This is a genomic window from Pseudomonas sp. GW821-FHT02B10, from assembly GCF_059421865.1.
In genome coordinates, this window is record NZ_JBWKVU010000021.1 from 15,504 (window position 1) to 35,488 (window position 19,985).

The 19,985-nt window shown below is 64.4% G+C and carries 15 protein-coding genes and 1 pseudogene; 9 read left to right on the plus strand and 7 right to left on the minus strand.

The features are described from left to right. Positions 1–6 precede the first annotated feature (6 nt). The gene (locus AC07VU_RS29665; RefSeq protein WP_007924849.1) at positions 7–384 is read left to right on the plus strand and encodes a response regulator; all 378 of its coding nucleotides are present in this window, start codon (positions 7–9) and stop codon (positions 382–384) included. Positions 385–672: 288 nt separating this feature from the next. Here the strand turns inward: AC07VU_RS29665 and AC07VU_RS29670 are convergent, their stop codons facing one another. Then, a complete protein-coding gene (locus AC07VU_RS29670) occupies positions 673–1,728 on the minus strand; it encodes a tetratricopeptide repeat protein (protein ID WP_150051621.1) in 1,056 nt (351 codons plus the stop codon). Positions 1,729–2,018: 290 nt separating this feature from the next. Between AC07VU_RS29670 and AC07VU_RS29675 the strand changes: the two genes are divergently transcribed. The 3 genes from AC07VU_RS29675 to AC07VU_RS29685 are packed head-to-tail and all read left to right on the plus strand — an operon-like array spanning position 2,019 to position 5,303. Continuing rightward, entirely contained in the window at positions 2,019–4,166 is a 2,148-nt protein-coding gene (locus tag AC07VU_RS29675; RefSeq protein ID WP_495030974.1) for an FUSC family protein, read from the plus strand. Further along, positions 4,156–4,359: a DUF1656 domain-containing protein gene (locus AC07VU_RS29680; RefSeq protein ID WP_007924845.1), complete on the plus strand. Its 204-nt coding sequence runs from the start codon at positions 4,156–4,158 to the stop codon at positions 4,357–4,359. The genes AC07VU_RS29675 and AC07VU_RS29680 overlap by 11 nt, the downstream gene beginning before the upstream one ends. Next, positions 4,356–5,303, plus strand: a complete 948-nt coding sequence (locus AC07VU_RS29685; RefSeq protein WP_053261426.1) for an HlyD family secretion protein — start codon at positions 4,356–4,358, stop codon at positions 5,301–5,303. Before AC07VU_RS29680 ends, AC07VU_RS29685 begins: the two co-directional genes overlap by 4 nt. A gap of 200 nt (positions 5,304–5,503) precedes the next feature. Here AC07VU_RS29685 and AC07VU_RS29690 read toward each other — a convergent pair whose 3' ends face one another. From AC07VU_RS29690 to AC07VU_RS29715, 6 genes and pseudogenes are all read right to left on the minus strand, one after another. Beyond that, positions 5,504–6,925, minus strand: coding sequence for an efflux transporter outer membrane subunit (locus AC07VU_RS29690; protein ID WP_495030975.1), 1,422 nt, complete (start codon positions 6,923–6,925; stop codon positions 5,504–5,506). Next, positions 6,922–10,101, minus strand: coding sequence for an efflux RND transporter permease subunit (locus AC07VU_RS29695; RefSeq protein WP_062826036.1), 3,180 nt, complete (start codon positions 10,099–10,101; stop codon positions 6,922–6,924). Before AC07VU_RS29695 ends, AC07VU_RS29690 begins: the two co-directional genes overlap by 4 nt. A 15-nt stretch (positions 10,102–10,116) precedes the next feature. Beyond that, on the minus strand, positions 10,117–11,373 hold the full coding sequence (gene mexE / locus AC07VU_RS29700; protein ID WP_274303343.1) for a multidrug efflux RND transporter periplasmic adaptor subunit MexE: 1,257 nt from the start codon (positions 11,371–11,373) through the stop codon (positions 10,117–10,119). A 280-nt stretch (positions 11,374–11,653) separates the two neighbouring features. Further along, a pseudogene (locus tag AC07VU_RS29705) lies at positions 11,654–12,303 on the minus strand (DUF2931 family protein). Between the two features lie 74 nt (positions 12,304–12,377). After that, positions 12,378–13,037, minus strand: a complete 660-nt coding sequence (locus AC07VU_RS29710; protein WP_092420123.1) for a DUF2931 family protein — start codon at positions 13,035–13,037, stop codon at positions 12,378–12,380. Continuing rightward, positions 13,037–14,611, minus strand: coding sequence for a phospholipase effector Tle1 domain-containing protein (locus AC07VU_RS29715; RefSeq protein ID WP_495030976.1), 1,575 nt, complete (start codon positions 14,609–14,611; stop codon positions 13,037–13,039). The genes AC07VU_RS29710 and AC07VU_RS29715 overlap by 1 nt, the downstream gene beginning before the upstream one ends. Before the next feature lie 258 nt (positions 14,612–14,869). On the opposite strand from AC07VU_RS29715, the gene AC07VU_RS29720 reads away from it, so the two are divergent. Genes AC07VU_RS29720 through AC07VU_RS29740 form a run of 5 tightly spaced genes read left to right on the plus strand, consistent with a single transcriptional unit; the run spans position 14,870 to position 19,961 of the window. Beyond that, positions 14,870–16,186: a flavin-containing monooxygenase gene (locus AC07VU_RS29720; RefSeq protein ID WP_277588669.1), complete on the plus strand. Its 1,317-nt coding sequence runs from the start codon at positions 14,870–14,872 to the stop codon at positions 16,184–16,186. Next, on the plus strand, positions 16,186–16,596 hold the full coding sequence (locus AC07VU_RS29725; RefSeq protein WP_007924833.1) for a RidA family protein: 411 nt from the start codon (positions 16,186–16,188) through the stop codon (positions 16,594–16,596). Before AC07VU_RS29720 ends, AC07VU_RS29725 begins: the two co-directional genes overlap by 1 nt. A 10-nt stretch (positions 16,597–16,606) precedes the next feature. Then, positions 16,607–17,281, plus strand: coding sequence for a DUF1028 domain-containing protein (locus tag AC07VU_RS29730; protein ID WP_274303338.1), 675 nt, complete (start codon positions 16,607–16,609; stop codon positions 17,279–17,281). After that, positions 17,274–18,434, plus strand: a complete 1,161-nt coding sequence (gene argE, locus AC07VU_RS29735; RefSeq protein ID WP_495030977.1) for an acetylornithine deacetylase — start codon at positions 17,274–17,276, stop codon at positions 18,432–18,434. Before AC07VU_RS29730 ends, argE begins: the two co-directional genes overlap by 8 nt. A gap of 33 nt (positions 18,435–18,467) precedes the next feature. Continuing rightward, positions 18,468–19,961 (plus strand): aldehyde dehydrogenase, encoded by a 1,494-nt coding sequence (locus AC07VU_RS29740; protein ID WP_420801025.1) that lies wholly within the window; start codon positions 18,468–18,470, stop codon positions 19,959–19,961. Positions 19,962–19,985 lie beyond the last annotated feature (24 nt).

The window sequence follows — 19,985 nt, forward strand, 5'->3', positions numbered from 1 at the left end:
TTTCTCATGAGTGAAGATGCACAAGACGTCGTACTGATCGTCGAAGATGAACCGGTGATTCTGATGTTGCTCGCCGACTATCTGTCGGGCCTGGGCTACCGGGTGTTGCAGGCGGAAAACGGCGAGCAGGCATTCGAGATCCTCGCCAGCAAACCGCACCTGGATGTGATGATCACCGACTACCGGCTGCCGGGCGGGATTACCGGGGTGATGATCGCCGAGCCCGCGGTGAAACTGCGCCCCGACCTCAAGGTGATTTTCATCAGCGGCTATCCCACCGAGATTCTCGAATCCGGCAGCCCCATCGCGAGAAGCGCGCCGATCCTGGCCAAACCCTTCGACCTCGACAGCCTGCAAGAGCAGATCCAGCGCCTGCTGGCGTAACCTCCCGCGGCCGGCAGCGGGCATGTAGCCACCAGCAAGATCGTCAATCGACCCTCGCGGCGTATCAGACAACATGCATGTTCAGGACTTGCGCCTGCGGCAGCGGCTACACGAAGCCTGGCCGCGCTCCTGTAGCCGCTGCCGAGCCCGCGAGGCTGCGCTCGCCTGCAAAGCAGGCGTAAATCCAGGCCGCGCACTCCACCTGGTCCACCGCAGAATCAGGTTTTGCGACAACTGCGTTGTCGATCGCAGCCTCGCAAGCTCGGCAGCGGCTACAGGGAATAGCCTTTACAGGCCTTGCTGCAAGGCCGGATCGTCGGGGTTCTGTTGCTCCAGCTGGGCCAGGAGGATCTGCACGTTCTGCAGCTGGCCGCTTTCCTTCCAGTACTTGATCAGCAGCACCCGCGCCTTGCGGTTGGCGGGTTGGCGCTGGACGATTTCCTCGAGCTGTTTCTGCGCCGCTTCCAGCTCTTCTTCGCTGTGCAGGGTGGTGGCCAGGTCGTAGCGGTAATTGGCGTTGTTCGGCTCCAGCTCCACGGCGCGGGACAGGCCGAGCAGGGCGAACTCGCCCTGGTCGTGGTGCAGCAGCCACATGCCCAGGGCGTGTTGCAGGTAGGCGGAATCCTGTTGCGCCTGCAGCTGTTTGGCCAGCAACTGGCGGGCGGCTTCGCTGCGGCCCTGGCGGTCGAGCACCTCCAGTTGCAGGATCACCGCTTGCAGGTTGTCCGGTTGCAGGCTCAAGGCGTGCTCCAGCGTCTGCTGGGCCTGGTCCAGGTTGGCGTTGTGCAGGTACAGGCGCGCCAGCTGGTATTGCGCCTCGACGTTCTCCGGCTGGGCCTTGAGCACCTGGGTGTACTCATCGATCACTTGCTGCAGCGGCCCGAAATACAGGCCCTGTTCATCCGGCGACAGGCCGAGCAGGGCGGTGACGGCGGCGAAGCGCACGCTTTGCACTTCATCGTCCAGCAGCGGGCCGATCAGCAGGCTGCGCTGGCGCGCCGGAACCAGGCCGAGCACCGCCTGGATGGCGGCCTCGCGGACCTCGGGCTCGGTGTGGTGCAGGCCGGCGTCGGCCAGTTTCAGCGCCTGTGGGCTGGGGTAGTTGTGCAGCTCGGCGAGCAGACGGATGCGCCGGCTGTCCGACAGGTCCGGACGCCCCAGCTGCTGATACAGCACCCGCGCCGCGCCGGGCTGGCCGTTGCGCGCCTGCTCCAGCGCCTTGCCGTAACCATGCCTGATCGCATCCGGCACCGCCGGTGGCGTGGTACGCAGGAACAGCCACGCCAGGCCCAGGGCCAATACGACGAGGAGGCTGATCAACAGGGTGCGGCGGGGCTTGGTCATGCAGGCATCCATGGCAGGGGCGGCTTTACGAAGGCGCAAGCTTCGGTCAGCTTCCCCTCGGAGTCAAACCCGCTTGCGGGGCGGCGGGCACGACTCGGGTTTTTGCGGCGGGGCGGGGCTGGAAGAGCGGCGCCGGCCGGTCCAATCACTCTGCTTGACCAAGCGATTGGTGCGAAGGATCGACAGTTCGGGAAAAATTGCCTTCCTGCCGGGAAGGCCGGGACGATAAGCTTTCCCGGCCGCAGACTGACTACGCTAGCCGCAGGTGCCCCTTTGTCCAGAACCCACTCATGCAGCCACTGATCAATTACTTCAAGGTCGTGATCCACCCGGGGGGCGCGGTGCTGCGCTTCGCCCTGCGTACCATTGCCGCGGGCCTCTTGACCCTGTACCTGGCGTTCATCTTCGACCTCGACCAGCCCAAGTGGTCGCTGATGGCGGTGATCATTGTCAGCCAGCCCCTGGCCGGCATGGCCCTGGCCCGCAGTTTCGGCCAGGTGGTCGGCACCACCCTGGGGGCCGCGGTGGCGGTGCTGATCATGGCGATCTTCCCCCAGGCACCGCTGCCGTTCCTGGTCACCCTCGGCCTGTGGCTGGCGTTGTGCACCGCCGGCGGCACCTTGCTGCGCTACACCAGCTCCCAGGCCTTCGTGCTCAGTGGCTACACCGCGGTGGTGGTGGCGATGCTGGCGATCCCCGATCAAGGCAACACCCTGATGCTGGCCATTACCCGGGTCACCGAAACCCTGCTGGCGGTGGCCTGCGTCTGCGTGGTCAGCCTGCTGACGGCCCGGCCGGAGGCCGTGGCCCATGGTTACTTCGCCAAGATCGACCAGGTGCTCAAGTTGCTGGCGACCCACGCCGCGGCGGCGATCCGCACCGACGAAAGCGAGGCCGACTTCCACAAGCGGCAGATGCAGTTGCTGGGCGAGATCAGCGCCCTGGAAGGTTTGCGCCGCCACCTGTACTTCGATGCGCCACGCCTGCGCAGCGCCGACGGCCTGGTGCAGCTGCTGGGCAACCAGCTGGTGCTGCTGACTTCGCGCCTCACCGTACTGCGCCACCAGCGCGAGCTGCTGCGGGCGCGCTGGGTCGGCGAGCTGCCGGAGGCGATCCAGCAACTGCGCGCCGACGAACTGGCGTTTCTCGACGAACTGGCGCAGCACGGGCGTGCCTTGCCCGCCGCCTCGCGGCAGCAGTTCGCGCACTTGCAGCAGCGTTTCGACGAACAAGCGCGGCGCGCCGAGCGCGAGGCCGATGCCTTGCCCGCCACCTTGCGCTCCCTGGCCTGGGCCCTGCGCTGGGAACAGGCGCGGATGCTCAAGCAGCTCGAAGACATTCTCGAATTCAGCGATGCCATCCAGGACGGCCGCCAGGCCAGTTGCCTGTACCGCCAGGGTCGCTCAAACCCACTGCACCTGGACTGGCCGCTGGCGGCGATGAATGCGCTGCGGGCCTTCACCGCGCTGCTGGTCGCCGGACTGATCTGGATCGAAACCGCCTGGGACGGCGCGCGTTCGAGCATGGTCCTGGTGGGCATTCTCTGTTCGCTGATGGCGACCTTCCCGCGGCCCCTGGCGGCGGCGCAAAGCTATATGCGCGGCCAGGCCCTGGCGCTGCTGGTCTCGGCGGTCTACGTCTTCGCCCTGGTGCCCTTGATCGGCGATTTCGAGTGGCTGGCGCTGTTGCTGGTGCCGCTGCTGTATACGGTCGCGGTGGGCCTGGCCAGCCCGATGACCGCCGGGATCGGCATGGGTCTGGGGCTGTCGAGCCTGCTGATGATTGGCCCGCAGAACATCAGCGCCTGGCAGAACAATGCCGCTCAATGGTTCGAGTTCGCCGGGGCCTATGTCAGCGGCGGGGTGCTGTCGTTGCTGGTCTATGCGTTCATTTTCCCGTTCAACCCGGTGCTGCGCATTCGCCGCTTGTTCCGCGACACCCGCGAGCAGGTGTACGCCTTGCAGAAAACCACGGCCAGCGATGAGGAGCAGTTTGTCTTCGAGAGCCGCATGGTCGACCGCCTGACCCAGATGCTCGGGCTGTTGCCCGCCGCCGGCGACCGGGTTTCCGCCGAACGTTTCGAGACCAGCCTGGCCTGCATGACCCTGGGCGTGGCGATGAACCAGCTCAAACAGCAGAGCCTGGACAACCCCTGGCTGAGCGGCGCGGCCAACGCCGACCTGCAGCAGTTGCTGCGGCGGGTCGGGCGCTATGTGGCGGGGCGCCCGGGGCTGGATGTAGACGAGCTGCTGGCGCGGCTGCGGCAGCTGGGCGACCACCTGGACCAGCTGCACGCGGACGACCGACCCCAGGCCCACGAACAGCTGTGGTCGGTGTTCCGCATGCGCGTTTCGCTGCTGATCGTCGGCGCTTTCCTGGAGCGCTACCGCCCCATGCTGCAACCCACGGAAACAGGAGAACCGGCCCTTGCCCATTGATTTCGAATTCGGCGGCGTCTACCTGCCGCCCATTGCCCAGGCCCTGTTGCTGGCCTTGCCGATTTTCCTGCTGCTCGACTGGGGGCTGCGGCGCCTCGGTGTATTGCGTTTCGTCTGGCACGAAGCGTTGTTCGAAGGGGCGCTGTATGCCTGCGTCTGCGCCACGGTCATTCTGTTGATGGGAAGCCTATGAATCTGAAAAATACCCTGGCCCGTTCGATCACCCTGGTGGCGGTAGTGCTGGCGCTGGTGCTGGGCTGGTTCGCCTGGGAGCATTACACCCGCGCGCCCTGGACCCGCGATGCGCGGGTGCGGGCCGATGTGGTGACCCTGTCGGCGGACGTCGCCGGGCGCATTGTCAGCCTGCGGGTGCAGGACAACCAGCACGTGGACAAGGGCCAGCTGTTGCTGGAGATCGACCCGGCGCAATATGCCCTGGCCGTGGAACATGCCAAGCGCTCGGTGGAAGTGGCGGTCGCCACCCTCGGCCAGTCCGAGGCGGCGATTGCCGCCAGCGCGGCGCAGCTCAAGCAGCGGCAAAGCGAAGAACGCCGGCGGCGGACCCTGAAGCAGGGCTTCGCGATTTCCGGCGAGGAGTGGGAAAAGTCCAATACCGATGTGGCGGTGGCCCAGGCCGACCTGTTGCGCGACCAGGCCAACCTCGGCCTGGCCCAGGCCAACGTGCACCTGGCCCAGGCCGCGCTGAAGCAGGCCGAACTGGACCTGCAGCGCACCCGGGTCGAGGCCCCGGTCAGCGGCTATGTGACCAACCTGCAGACCCGCCAGGGCGACCATGCCGCTGCCGGCGCGGCTTTGCTGGCGCTGGTGGACAGCGCTTCCTTCTATGTCAGCGGCTACTTCGAGGAGACCAAGCTGCCGCGGATCGAGGAGGGCAGCGCGGTGCGCATCCAGCTGATGAGCGGCGAGACCTTCAACGGCAAGGTGCAGAGCATCGCCTTTGCCATTACCGACCGCGAGAATTCCCAGGGCAGCCGCCTGCTGGCCAACATCAATCCCAGCTACACCTGGGTCAAGCTGGCGCAGCGGGTGCCGGTGCGGATCGCCATCGACCCCGATTATCCGGGCAAGGACAGGTTGCGCGCCGGCACCACGGCGACGGTGACGGTGCTGGAGTAACGTGCGGCGGTGCCGGGAAGGAGGCTATCGCGGGCAAGCCTCACTCCTACGAAAGCGTATGAATCTGCAGGAGCGAGCGGGCGGCGATCCGACTTGCCCGCGATGCTTTTCCAGGGCCAAAAAAAAGCCCCGCGACCGAATGAGAACACGGGGCAAAAATTTGGTTGGTTGCGGCCAACCAAAGGAGCTCGGTTGAAGCCTTACTTGCTGGCCACCGTCTCAGGCTGCCAGCCGCCACCCAGGGCCTTGTAGATGGCGACGATGCCACGGTACAGGTCGACCTCGGCCTGGGCCTGGGAGTCCTCGGCGGCCAGGCGTTCGCGCTGGGCGTCGAGCAGCACCAGGAAATCGACGGTGCCTTCGCGGTAGCGGATCTCTGCCAGGTCGGCGGCGGCGCGGCTCGACTCGCTCTGGCGAATCAGCGAGATCAGGCGTTGCTGGCGCTTGCCGTAGTCGCTGAAAGCGTTTTCCGACTCTTCCAGGGCCAGCAGCACTTGCTGCTCGTAGGTCGCCAGGGCGCCGTCGGCGTCGGCATTGGCGCCCCGCAGGCGGGCGCGCACGCTACCCAGGTCGAAGGCCGCCCAGGTAATGCTCGGGCCCAGGGCCCAGGCATTGGCGGCCGAGGAGCCGATCTGCGAACCGCGGCCGGCGGTGAAGCCGAGGAAGCCGCTGAGGCTGACCCGCGGGAACAGGTCGGCCTTGGCCACGCCGATCCGCGCGGTGGCGGCGGCCAGCTGGCGTTCGGCGCTGAGGATGTCGGGACGCCGTTGCAGCAGTTCGCCCGGGTCGCCGATCGGCAGGGCCTTGGCAATCGCCGGCAACTGCGCGGGCTTGAGATCGACACTGAGCTTGTCCGGACGCTCGCCCAGCAGGGTGGCGATACGGTTGCGCTGGCGCACCTGTTCGGCCTGCAGTTGCGGCACGCTGGCCTCTACCGCGGCCAGGCGCGCGTCGGCGCGGACCACGTCGAGCTGGTCGCCGACGCCGGCGTCACGCAGGCTTTCGGTGATCTTGCGCGACTCCTGCTGGTTGTCCAGGTTGGCCAGGGCGATCTTTTCCCGCAGCTGGGCGCCGCGCAGTTGGCCGTAGGCGTCCACCAGCTCGGCAATCATGGTGACTTGCAACTGGTAGAGGTCGGCCTCGGCGGCCTGCTGGTCGGCTTCGCTGGCTTCCAGGTTGCGCTGGATGCGGCCGAACAGGTCCAGCTCCCAGGCCATGTCCAGGCCCAGGTCGTAGCGTTCGCTGTTGACCCGGCGGGTGGTCTGCCCAGGTATCTGCCCCTTGGCCAGATCGCTGCTGGCACGGCTGGTGATGGTTGGCATCGCATCGTTGCTGGCGTCGTCGCGGATCGCCCGGGCGGCCCGCAGACGGGCGAAGGCCACGCGCAATTCACGGTTACCCTGCAGGGACTTTGTCACCAGCTGGTTGAGCACCGGGTCGTCGAACTGCTGCCACCAGATGCCTTCGAAGCGCGCGCGGTCGAAACTCTTCTGGCTCGCGGTGCCATCGGCGGCGGCCGCGATATGGGCCGCCTCGGTGGTTGGGGTCTGATAGTCCGGGCCCACGGCACAGGCGCTCAGGGCCAGTGCCAGCAAGCTCGGCAGGAAGACTTTCAGGCTCATTGTTGCGCCTCCAGTTTCAGGGCACGGGTCGCTTTGCGGGCTTCGCTGCGCTCCACATAGTTGCGGATCAGGACGTAGAACACCGGGGTCAGCAGCAGGCCGAAGAAGGTCACCCCGAGCATCCCGGAGAACACCGCGACACCCATGGCATGACGCATTTCCGCGCCGGCGCCGCTGGAGAACACCAGGGGCACCACACCCATGATGAAGGCGAACGAGGTCATCAGGATCGGCCGCAGACGCAGGCGGCAGGCTTCCAGGACCGCGGCCAGCGGGTCGAGGCCTTCTTCCTGCTTGTCCTTGGCGAACTCGACGATCAGGATCGCGTTCTTACAGGCCAGGCCCACCAGTACGATCAGGCCGATCTGGGTAAAGATGTTGTTGTCGCCACCGGACAGGATCACCCCGGCGATGGCCGACAGCAGGGTCATGGGCACGATCAGGATCACCGCCAGCGGCAGGCTCCAGCTCTCGTATTGCGCGGCCAGTACCAGGAAGGCCAGTAGCACGCAGAGCGGGAAGACGAACAGCGCGGTGTTACCGGCCAGGATCTGCTGGTAGGTCAGCTCGGTCCATTCGTAGGTCATGCCGTTGGGCAGTTCTTCCTTGAGCAGTTTCTCGATCGCCGCTTCCGCCTGGCCGGAGCTGTAGCCCGGTGCGGCCGCGCCGTTGATTTCCGCGGTGACGAAGCCGTTGTAGTGCATCACGCGGTCGGGACCGGCGGTGTCACTGACCTTGATGAAGGTCGCCAGCGGGATCATCTCGCCCTTGTTGTTGCGTACTTTCAGCTGGCCGATCTGCTCGGCTTCGAGACGGAACTGCTGTTCAGCCTGGACGTTGACCTGGTAGGTACGGCCAAAACGGTTGAAGTCGTTGGCGTACAGCGAGCCCAGGTAGACCTGCAGGGTGTCGAAGATATCGCTGATGGCCACGCCGTGGGTCTTGGCCTTTTCCCGGTCGATAGCCGCATCGACCTGGGGCACGTTGACCTGGTAGCTGGTGAACAGCCCGGCCAGTTCCGGCACGCTGCGACTCTTGGCGATGACGTTCTGCACTTCTTTATACAGCTCTTCGTAACCCATGCCGCTGCGGTCCTCGACCTGCAGGCGGAAGCCGCCGATGGTCCCCAGGCCCTGTACCGGCGGCGGTGGGAAGATCGCCATGTAGGCTTCCTGGATATCGGCGTACTTGCCGTTCAGGGCGCCGGCGATGGCCCCGGCGGACATGCTCGGGTCCTTGCGCTCGTCGAAGGGCTTGAGGGTCACGAACACGATGCCGTTGTTCGGGCTGTTGGTGAAACCGTTGATCGACAGGCCGGGGAAGGCCACCGCGCTTTCCACGCCCGGTTGCTTCAGGGCGATGTCGGACATGCGCTTGATCACGTCCTCGGTACGGTCCAGGCTCGCGGCGTCCGGCAGTTGGGCGAAGGCCACCAGATATTGCTTGTCCTGGGCCGGGACGAAGCCCATCGGCGTGTGGGCGAAGCCGAACCAGGTCAGCACCATCAGGCCTGCGTAGAGGAACAGGGCGATGCCGCTGCCACGAATCACCCGGCGCACGGTGCCGACGTAGCCACCACTTGCGCGGTCGAAGAAGCGGTTGAAGGGTTTGAACAGCCAGCCACCCAGCAACCTGTCGAGGAACTTGGAGAAGCCGTCCTTCGGTGCGTGGTGATCCTTGAGCAATACCGCGGCCAGGGCCGGCGACAGGGTCAGGGAGTTGAAGGCCGAGATCACCGTGGAGATCGCGATGGTCAGGGCGAACTGCTTGTAGAACTGCCCGGTCAGGCCGCTGATGAAGGCCGCCGGCACGAACACCGCGCAGAGCACCAGGGCGGTGGCGATGATCGGCCCGGTCACTTCGCGCATGGCGCGCTTGGTGGCTTCCACCGGATTCAGGCCGAGGCCGATATTACGCTCGACGTTTTCCACCACCACGATGGCGTCGTCCACCACGATACCGATCGCCAGTACCAGCCCGAACAGCGACAGGGCGTTGAGCGAGAAGCCGAACAGGTGCATCACGGCAAAGGTACCGATCAGCGAGACCGGCACCGCCACCAGCGGGATGATCGAGGCGCGCCAGGTCTGCAGGAACAGGATCACCACCAGCACCACCAGGATCAGCGCTTCGAACAGGGTATGCACCACTGCCTCGATGGAGCCACGCACGAAGATGGTCGGGTCGTAGACGATGCTGAAGTCCATACCTTGCGGGAAGCTCTGTTTCAGCTCGGCCATCTTGGCCCGCACTTCGTTGGAAATCTCGATGGCGTTGGAGCCAGGGCGCTGGAAGATCGGGATCGCCACCGCCGGCTGGTTGTTCAGCAGCGAACGCAGGGCGTACTGGTTGGAACCCAGCTCGACCCGGGCGATGTCTTTCAGGCGGGTGATCTCGCCGTTGTCGCCGGAGCGGATGATGATGTTCTCGAACTCTTCCTCGGTCACCAGGCGGCCCTGGGTGTTGACCGACAGCTGGAAGCTGGTGGCGCTCGGCGCGGGCGGGGCGCCCAGGGTACCGGCGGCGACCTGACGGTTCTGCTCGCGAATGGCGGTGACCACGTCGGTGGCGGTCAGGTTGCGCGAAGCGGTCTTGTTCGGATCGAGCCAGACCCGCAGCGAGTAGTCGCCCATGCCGAACAGCTGCACATCGCCGACGCCACCGAGGCGCGCCAGCTCATCCTTGATATTGAGGATGGCGTAGTTGGACAGGTAGAGCATGTCGTAGCGTTTGTCCGGCGAGGTCAAGTGCACGACCATGGTCAGGTCGGGCGAGGCCTTGTCCACGGTGATGCCGATGCGCGTCACCTCTTCAGGCAGCTTGGGTTCGGTGCGGGTCACGCGGTTCTGCACCTGCACCTGGGCGTTGTCCAGGTCGGTACCCAGGGCGAAGGTGATGGTCAGGGTGATCTTGCCGTCGGCGGTGGACTGCGAGGACATGTAGAGCATGTTCTCGACACCGGTGATGGCCTGCTCCAGGGGCGCGGCCACGGTTTCGCCGATGACTTTCGGGTTGGCGCCCGGGAAGTTGGCGCGTACCACCACGGTCGGCGGTACCACTTCCGGGTATTCGCTGATGGGCAGCTGGAACAGCGAGATGGAGCCGGCGATCAGGATCAGCAGCGACAGCACCGCTGCGAAGATCGGCCGTGAAATGAAGAATTGGGAGAAATTCATCTTGAGTCTTTTCCCTTAACCGCGTGGAGTCGCAGCGCTGGCCAGTTTCGCAGCCGCTTCAGACGCGCCCTTGGCGGGGGCGACTTGAGGCAGGTTGCTGGCTTCCAGGGCCTTTCTTTGTTGCGCCAGGGCGGCGAGGGTTTCCTTGCTGGCCATCGGTACCACTTCAGGGCTGACCGGTGCGCCCGGACGGGCGCGCTGCAGACCCTTGACGATGATGGTGTCGTCCTTGTTCAGGCCGTTGCGCACGATGCGCAGGCCTTCGATCTTCGGCCCCAGCTCGACGGCGCGGTACGCCGGCTTGTTGTCGGCATCCATCACCAGCACGAACTTCTTGCCCAGGTCGGTCCCCACCGCTTCGTCGTTGATCAGCACGGCGGAATAGGTGCCGCTGCCCACCAGTTTCAGGCGCGCATACAGGCCCGGGGTGTAGCTGCCGTCGGCGTTGTCGAACACCGCGCGACCGCGGATGGTGCCGGTCTGCGGGTTGACCTGGTTGTCGACGAAGTTCATCTGGCCCAGGTGCGGGTGGCCTTCTTCATTGGACAGGCCGAGGTAGACCGGGGTGGTCTGGCCACGCTGGCCCTGGCGAGCGAGCTGGGTGTACTTGAGGTACACACGCTCGTCGGCGTCGAAGTAGGCGTAGACCTTGTCGGTGGAGACCACGCTGGTCAGCGGGGTGACATCGGCGGTCACCAGATTGCCGGCGGTGATTTGCGCGCGGCTGACGCGACCGCTGATGGGCGCGCTGACCCGGGTGAAACTCAGGTTGAGCTTGGCCACGTCCAGTTGCGCCTGGATTGCGTCGACTCCGGCGCGGGCTTCCTGGGCGGCGCTGGTGCGGGTGTCGGCCAGCTCGGCGGAGATCGCGTTGCTGGTCAGCAGGCGCTGGCCGCGCTGGGCTTCATTGGCACTGCGGGTGGCGGTGGCCCGGGCTTGTTGCAGCTGGGCTTCCAGGCGGCGCACTTCGGCCTGGAACGGCCGCGGGTCGATCTGGAACAGCAGGTCGCCTTTTTTCACCAGGGCGCCTTCGGTGAAGGCCACCTGGTCGATCTGGCCGGAAACCCGTGGGCGGATCTCTACGGTTTCAGGCGCCTCGAGGCGCCCGGTGAACTCGTCCCATTCGTTGACCGGCTGTTCGAGCACCTTGGCTACGCTGACTTTGGCGGCGGGCATGCTGGCGGCCGTTTCCGGCGCCTTGCCACAAGCGCTCATCACCAGCACGGCCAGGAGTGCGAGAGGGAAGCGTAAGTGTTTGAGTGACTGTTCCATGGATCATCCGCCAATGTATTTGAGATGGGCGGATGATGCTCGGCAGGGTTGTATCGCACGAATCGAATGAGCCGAAGGTAACTATCATTCGGAATGATATAAGCGCGATGAAAGCCCTCTAGCATGCACCTTTCGTTAGGGTGCTATCAATTACTTAAATGGAATTTCATTGTTTCCGCGATTGCAAGGGTCGGGGGCGAGGGCGGTGACGGCATAAGGTGTTATCGCAAGGATTGTCGTCCTGGTTGCGGTCTGCCCGGCAGGGAGGTGAGTGCTTTCATTACCAACTGCCATAGGGGATGCCGTACTTCTCTATATAGCGTTTGGACTCTTCACTGATCGGGTAGGCGTAACGGCCATTGGTTTTGCCTTGGCTCGGCCCTAAAGGCTCAACGTCGGCTTGGACGCGAGTGACTTTGATCGGGTGATGACATTCATCTCTTACCCAGACCTGGACAGTGCCCCCAGGCGCCAATCCCAGATTGACCGAGGCCATATAGCTGGCAGTTTGTTTCGGTGTTTCCGGGCAACGCCGGGCGGTGGTCTTGCGCATGATCTGCCGGGCCTCTTCCGGGATATCGATCCATACCCGATAGGTTTGCGGTTCAACCACCGATTGCCAGCGTACGAAAATGCGTTTGGGCAGGTCGGCACCGATCTGCCATCACCACCAATCTCGCTCCAACCTCTGGCCCATTCCCTTTGGTAACCAAGCTTGCCGCCTGATGCAGTTCCACGGCCAGTGCGGCGAAACAGTTTTCCGTTGATGTCTTCTACCGCGCTGTCTTCAACCCAGACTTTCATGTAGTAGGGCTCGGTAAAGCCAAGCTCCCACCAGGGGCTTTTGGGATCATTTTTTGCGGAAAGCGGATCGCTGGCCAGGCAGCCAGTTAGCAGTAGTGCGCCCAGCAGGGCGATGAATACTCTCATTACCAACGGGTTCAGCCAGGTGGGTGGGGGATGTGTTCACATCGTAAAGGGTGTCGATACCAAGAGAACTCTGTCTACCAACTGCCATAGGGGATGCCGTACTTCTCTATATAGCGTTTGGATTTCTCGCTGACCTTATAGGCATAACGGCCGTTGTTTTTTCCTTGGCTGGGTCCCAATGGTTCGACTTCAGCTTGAGCTCGAGCGACTTTGACTGTGTGGCGGCATTCATCTCTTACCCACACTTGAACAATGCCGCCCGGCGCCAAACCCAGATAGACGGACGCCATATAGCGGGCGGTCTGGTCCGGTGTTTCCGAGCAGCGTCGGTTAGTTGAGGCCCGCATGATTTTTCGGGCCTCTTCGGGGATCTCCACCCACGCCCGATAAGTCTGTGGTTCCACGATGGATTGCCAACGTACGTAAATACGCTTGGGCAGGTCGGCTCCCACCACTGACCATCCATTGCCTCCAACTTTATCTTCCCAGCCCCGGGCCCACTCTGTGTCATAACCGAGGTCGCCACCTGCTGCGGAGCCGCTGCCAGTGTGGGTGAATAGCTGGCCATTGATGTCTTCAACGGCGCTGTCTTCGACCCAGACTTTCATGTAGAACGGCTCGATAAAGCCAAGCTGCCACCAGGGGGCTTTCGGGTCATTCTTTCCAGAAAGTGGATCAGTGGCTTGGCAGCCACTTAGCAGCAGTGCGCCCAGCAGTGCGATAAATGCTCTCATTACCAAAGTGTCCAGTCAGGTACGTGAGGGTGTTGCACACGCATGGCATCCACCGTGGGGGCATTGATGTAGACGACTTTAAGACTGCCGCCGTCCCGTTTACCCAGCGGGTGGTTCCAGTGGGCCGAGAGATGGATATAGCGCAGCTTGAGCATGATCTCCTCAGCTGGAGTCGTACTGTAGTCACCGGCGACAAACCTGTCACATAGTGCTTGAAGCTCCGTTGGAATCGCGTACTCGGGTGTCTCCGGGATTTCCTCGAATTGCACACCGTTCTGCCTGGCCAGCTCATACATGACGCGCAAAGTGACTCCCGCCAGCTTATTGCTCATTGGCCTATTGAGTTGCAGGCCGGCATATACCCGTTTTCTTCGTGGTCCGAGGCGATTCTGTGGATCCTGGGGCAGCAACAGCGGCTCCGGTGTGACGATTTCCAGCCATTGCGCGGGCCAACCCTTGGCCAGCCAGTGTGCTCTTGCCTGGCGCGCATCCCGGTAAATCGAGGTGTGGGTCACATCGGTATTGATTGAGACTTCCAGCGCCTGCATCGGAGTGACCAGTACACACTCCTGCACCTCATCGAGATAACCGCCGCCGATATCCGAATGCGCGCCGGGTAGAGTGATCTCGGCGTGATCAGGTTTGACCTGGCTCAGGGCGAAGTTGGCCCGATACTCGTCGCGGGCGACCAGTTGCACCACCGAGCGAAAGTAGCGGCGGTCGAGGTGGAGCTTGATACCGGGAGCAATGGCGCTGCGCACATTGCCCAGATTGCTCAAGCCGGCAATCGAAGGCACGGTGTCGAACAGACCGATAAAACCCATATCGACATCGTGGCCGTACTGCCGGTTGAAGTTGGGACTGAGGGCCTCGCAATGGCTATGCAAAATCAGTTGCAGCGGTCCGAGCCAGCGCACGACCTCATTGGCAAAGTGCCGGGCTGCTGCCGCGCCTCGGCTAAAGCCGAAGGCATCGAAGGTCAGTGAAGTGATTTCACTTTCGAGATTCTCTTCATGGGTTTCACGGACAAGTTCCTCTATTTCCCGAAATGCCCTTTGTACACACCCCAAGACACCTCTTTCTCCACGCCCGGTGCCAGAGGTAATCACGCTGTCTTTCTCGCCTGTCTTTGTGCCGATGCCCTCGATATAGATTGAGCGAAAGGCTTGCTTATGTAGACCTTCACCTTCGACTTTTTGGGGGGCGTGGTACAGCTCTCTCAACAGTTTTATATTGCTCACCCCATTCCCATAACTGCTCTGCGGATCGCTCATATATGGCTTGCAACTACCATCGATATCCCTGGCTTCAACAGGATGCTGAGCCCCACACAACTCACCCATAGCCGAGTTGCCAGCATTGTTTCCGGTACCGTCAAAGAACACGCCAATGCGCAGCGCCACCTGAATCTTTTCAGGCGGTGGCGTGGGCTCTTTGGCGTACTTCTCGTACTGGGCCCAGAGCTGTTCGCCGTAGCTGGGTTGTTCGGTTTCAGCGGCGCATTCGGCGGGGCTCTGGTTAGGATTGGGGGGCCGTAAAAGTCTGGGCATCGGCCCGGGTCCGTTGCTGGCCATGGCGGTCCTGGTTCAAGCGAAAGGGTCGCTGGAAACCGTACCGGGAATGCTGGGGCAAGGATTTAGGAGGATTCTGCAAGAGGCTGGGCAGTGGCTGATTCGGTTGTAGGGCTGATGCAGAGCCCCCCCGATAGCCGGACAGTTTTTTACTCTCTAGCAACCACAAAAATCATAATTTCGGCATTTCCCGCCTTCTCCCAGAATGCGTCCTACACCTCCCACGGCTGCCTACGTGGGATCACTCAACAGGGCGCAGACATGACAACCCATAAAACAATAATCGACACGCTTGTAGTGGGCGCCGGCCAAGCCGGCGTGGCCATGAGCGAACACCTGAGCCGCTTGGGCGTGCCGCACCTGGTGCTGGAGCGCAACCGCGTTGCCGAAGCCTGGCGCACCGGGCGCTGGGATTCGCTGGTGGCCAACGGCCCGGCCTGGCACGACCGCTTTCCGGGCCTGGAATTCGAAGGCCTGGACCCCGATGCCTTCGCCGGCAAGGACCAGGTCGCCGACTACTTCGAAACCTACGCCCGCAAGTTCAATGCGCCGATCCGCACCGGCGTCGAAGTCAGGAAAGTGGTGCGTAACACCAACCGCCCGGGCTTCACCGTGGACACCAGCGACGGCGTGATCGAAGCCCGGCAAGTGGTGGTGGCCACCGGTCCGTTCCAGTGCCCGGTGATCCCGCCGATCGCCCCACAGGATCAGCGTGTGCTGCAGATGCACTCGGCGGCCTACCGCAATCCGCAACAGCTGCCCGAAGGCGCGGTGCTGGTGGTGGGGGCGGGCTCTTCGGGGGTGCAGATCGCTGATGAGCTGCAACGCGCCGGCAAGCAGGTCTACCTCTCGGTCGGGGCCCATGACCGCCCGCCGCGGGCCTACCGCAACCGTGACTTCTGCTGGTGGCTGGGGGTGCTCGGCGAGTGGGATGCCGAGACCATGCAGCCGGGCAAGGAACACGTGACCATCGCCGTCAGCGGCGCCCGTGGCGGGCATACCGTGGACTTCCGCCGGCTGGCCCACCAGGGCATGACCCTGGTCGGCCTGACCAAGGCCTTCGATAATGGCGTGGTCAGCTTCGAGGCCAACCTGGCCGAGAACATTGCCCGCGGCGATGAAAACTACCTGGCGCTGCTCGACGCCGCCGATGCCTACATCGCCCGCAACGGCCTGGACCTGCCGCAAGAGCCCGAAGCCCGGGTGATGCTGCCGGACCCGCCGTGCCTGACCCAGCCGATCCTCGAACTCGACCTGGTCAAGGCCAACGTCGCCACCATCATCTGGGCCACCGGTTATTCGGTGGACTACAGCTGGCTGCAGGTCGATGCCTTCAAGGACAACGGCAAGCCCCGGCACCAGCGCGGCGTGTCCAGCGAGCCCGGGGTCTATTTCGTCGGCCTGCCGTGGCTGTCGCGCCGTGGCTCGGCGTTTATCTGGGGCGTGTGGCACGACGCCCGGCACATCGCCGAGCACATCGTCAAACAGCGCCTCTACTTCGATTATCGCGACGCCGCGCAGCGTCAAGCCGAGCGCGAATCCGCCACTCAACCCGCCAGCCGCATGGGAGCCCGCTGATGCCTACTCATACCCGCATCCGCATGTTCAACACCAAAGACACCTACCCGAACCAGAGCCTGGACAACGACCTGTGCCAGGCCGTGCGCGCCGGCAACACCGTGTATGTGCGCGGCCAGGTCGGCACCGACTTCAATGGCCAGCTGGTCGGCCTCGGCGACCCGCGGGCCCAGGCCGAGCAGGCCATGCGCAACGTCAAGCAACTGCTGGAAGAGGCTGGCAGCGACCTCAGCCATATCGTCAAGACCACCACCTACCTGATCGACCCGCGTTACCGCGAGCCGGTCTACCAGGAGGTCGGCAAGTGGCTCAAGGGCGTGTTCCCGATCTCCACCGGGCTGGTGGTCAGCGCCCTGGGCCAGCCGCAGTGGCTGATGGAAATCGACGTGATTGCGGTGATCCCCGAATAAGGAGTACGCCATGACTTTTTCCATCGTCGGCCGCTGCGCCGAAACCGGCCAGCTGGGCATTGCCATCAGCTCTTCGAGTATCGCCGTCGGCGCCCGTTGCCCCTGGCTGCGCAGCGGGGTGGGCGCGGTGTCGAGCCAGAACATCACCTTGCCGGCCCTCGGCCCCCAGGTGCTCGACGGCCTGGTCGAAGGCCTGGCGCCAGCGCAGGCCCTGGACCAGGCGCTGACCCGCAATGGCTACAGCCAGTACCGCCAGGTGGCGGTGGTGGATGCCCGGGGGCGCACGGCGGTGTTCAGCGGCAATCACGCGCTGGGCATCCACAACGCGGTGGCCGGTGAGCAATGCGTGGCGGCCGGCAACCTGCTGGCCAACAGCGCGGTGATCGAGCGCATGGTCGAGGCCTTCGAAAGCAGCGAGGGCTGCCTGGCGGCGCGACTGCTCAGCGCGCTGCAGGCCGGGCAGGACGCCGGGGGCGAGGCGGGCGTGGTGCATTCGGCGGCGCTGTCGGTGGTCGGCGAGCTGGTCTGGCCGATCGTCGACCTGCGGGTGGACTGGGCCGAGGCCAACCCCATCGGCGAGTTGCAGAAACTCTGGGGCGCCTACGAGCCGCAGTTGCAGGACTACCTGACCCGCGCCCTCAACCCGACCCTGGCGCCGAGCTACGGAGTACCGGGCGATGAGTGAGCTGCGCAGCCGCGCCTTGCTGGCCAGGCTGGTGGGCTTTGCCACGGTCAGCCGCGATTCGAACCTGGCCTTGATCGAGTGCGTGCGCGACTACCTGCACGGCCTGGGCGTGAGCTGCGAGCTGATCTACAACGCCGAACGGACCAAGGCCAACCTGCTGGCCAGCATCGGTCCGGCGGTGGAAGGCGGCATCGTGCTGTCCGGGCACACCGACGTGGTGCCGGTGGACGGCCAGCCCTGGACGCTCGAACCCTTCAGCCTGACCGAGCGCGACGGCAAGCTCTACGGGCGCGGCACCGCCGACATGAAAGGCTACCTGGCCTCGGTGCTGGCCGCGGTGCCGCTGTTTCTCGAAAGCCCGCTGCGCCGGCCGGTGCACCTGGCGTTCTCCTATGACGAGGAAGTCGGCTGCCTCGGCGTGCGCAGCCTGCTGGAAGTGCTGCCACAGCGCATCCCGCAACCGGCGCTGTGCCTGATCGGCGAGCCCACCGAGCTCAAACCGGTGCTCGGCCACAAGGGCAAGTTGGCCATGCGTTGCCATGTGCACGGCGCACCGTGCCACTCGGCCTATGCGCCTTATGGGGTCAACGCCATCGAACAGGCGGCGCGGCTGATCGGCCGGCTGGGGGAGATCGGCCGACGCCTGGCGGCCCCGGAGCATCACGACGCCCGCTTCGACCCGGCGTTCTCCACCGTGCAGGTCGGGGTGATCCAGGGCGGCACGGCGCTGAATATCGTCCCGGCCGACTGCCGCTTCGACTTCGAGGTGCGCGCCTTGCCGGCCTTCGAACCCCGGGCGGTGGTGGACGAACTGCAAGGCTATGCCGAACAGGAGCTGTTGCCGGCGATGCAGGCAGTCAAGGCCGACACGGCGATCCGCTTCGAAGCGATCTCGGCTTATCCAGGTTTGGCGACTGCTCCCGAAAGCGCCGCCGCGCAACTGGTGGCGAAGCTGTGCGGGAGCGATGCCTTCGGCACCGTAGCCTTTGGCACCGAAGGCGGATTGTTCGACCAGGCCGGCATCCCGGCGGTGGTCTGCGGCCCCGGCAGCATGGACCAGGGCCACAAGCCGGACGAGTTCGTCAGCGTCGAGCAGATGGCGGCCTGCGACCGCTTGATGGACCGCCTGGCCGAATACCTCTGCAAGCATTGATAACGATTTTTCAATAAGAACAAGGAATCCGCGGTGAAAGATTTCAACGAGTGGACAGCCCTGGCGCAACGCCAACGCCTGATCGACAGCGCCTTTATCGACGGTGAGGCGTGCCAGGCCGAGAGCGGCGCGCGCTTCGATGTGGTCAACCCGGCCACCGAGAAACGCTTGGCCCAGGTGGCTGCCTGCGGTGCGGTCGAGGTCGACCGGGCGGTGCGCAGCGCCCGCCGTGCGTTCGAGCAGGGCCCCTGGGCCAGGATGGCGCCGGGCGAGCGCAAGGCGATCCTGCTGCGCCTGTCGCAGCTGATGCTGGAGCACCGCGACGAACTGGCCTTGCTCGATTCCCTGAGCATGGGCAAGCCGGTGATGGATGCCTGGAATATCGATGTGCCGGGCGCGGCCCATGTATTTGCCTGGTACGGCGAAAGCCTCGACAAGCTCTATGACCAGGTGGCGCCGAGCGCCAGCAATGTCCTGGCGACCATCACCCGGGTGCCGCTGGGGGTGATCGGCGCGGTGGTGCCGTGGAATTTCCCGTTGGACATGGCTGCCTGGAAGCTGGCCCCGGCCCTGGCCGCCGGTAACAGCGTGGTGCTCAAGCCGGCCGAACAGTCGCCGTTCTCGGCCCTGCGCCTGGCCGAGCTGGCCATCGAAGCCGGTATTCCCAAGGGCGTGCTCAACGTGGTGCCGGGCCTGGGCGAGGAGGCCGGTCGCGCCCTCGGCCTGCACATGGAGGTGGATGCCCTGGTGTTCACCGGTTCCACCGAGGTCGGCAAGTACTTCATGCAGTACGCCGCGCAATCGAACCTCAAGCAGGTCTGGCTGGAGTGCGGCGGCAAGAGCCCGAACCTGGTGTTCGCCGATTGCCAGGACCTGGACCTGGCGGCCGAGAAAGCCGCGTTCGGCATCTTCTTCAACCAGGGCGAAGTCTGCTCGGCCAACTCGCGCCTGCTGGTGCAGCGCTCGATCGCCGATGGGTTCATCGAGCGCCTGGTGGCCAAGGCGCGCCAGTGGCAGCCGGGCAATCCGCTGGACCCGGCGAGCCGGGCCGGGGCCATCGTCGATGCGCGCCAGGCCCGGCGCATCAAGCAGTACATCGAACAGGCCCAGGCCGAGGGCGCGCAGCTGGTGTGCGGCGGTCGGCAACTGAGCTTCGACGGTTCGAGCAACTTTATCGAGCCGACGATCTTCACGGGCGTGACCGCCGACATGACCCTGGCCCGCGAAGAGGTGTTCGGCCCGGTGCTGGCGATCACGCTGTTCGACGACGAAGACCAGGCGGTGGCCCTGGCCAATCAGCACATCTATGGCCTGGCCGCTTCGCTGTGGACCGACGACCTCAATCGCGCGCATCGAGTGGCGCGGCGGCTGAATGCCGGGACCGTGTCGGTGAATACCGTCGATGCGCTGGATGTCACCGTGCCCTTTGGCGGCGGTAAGCAGTCGGGCTTTGGCCGCGACCTGTCGCTGCATTCGTTCGACAAGTACACCCAGCTGAAAACCACCTGGATTCAACTGCGCGGCTGAGGCCCCGCAGCGCAGCACCGATCT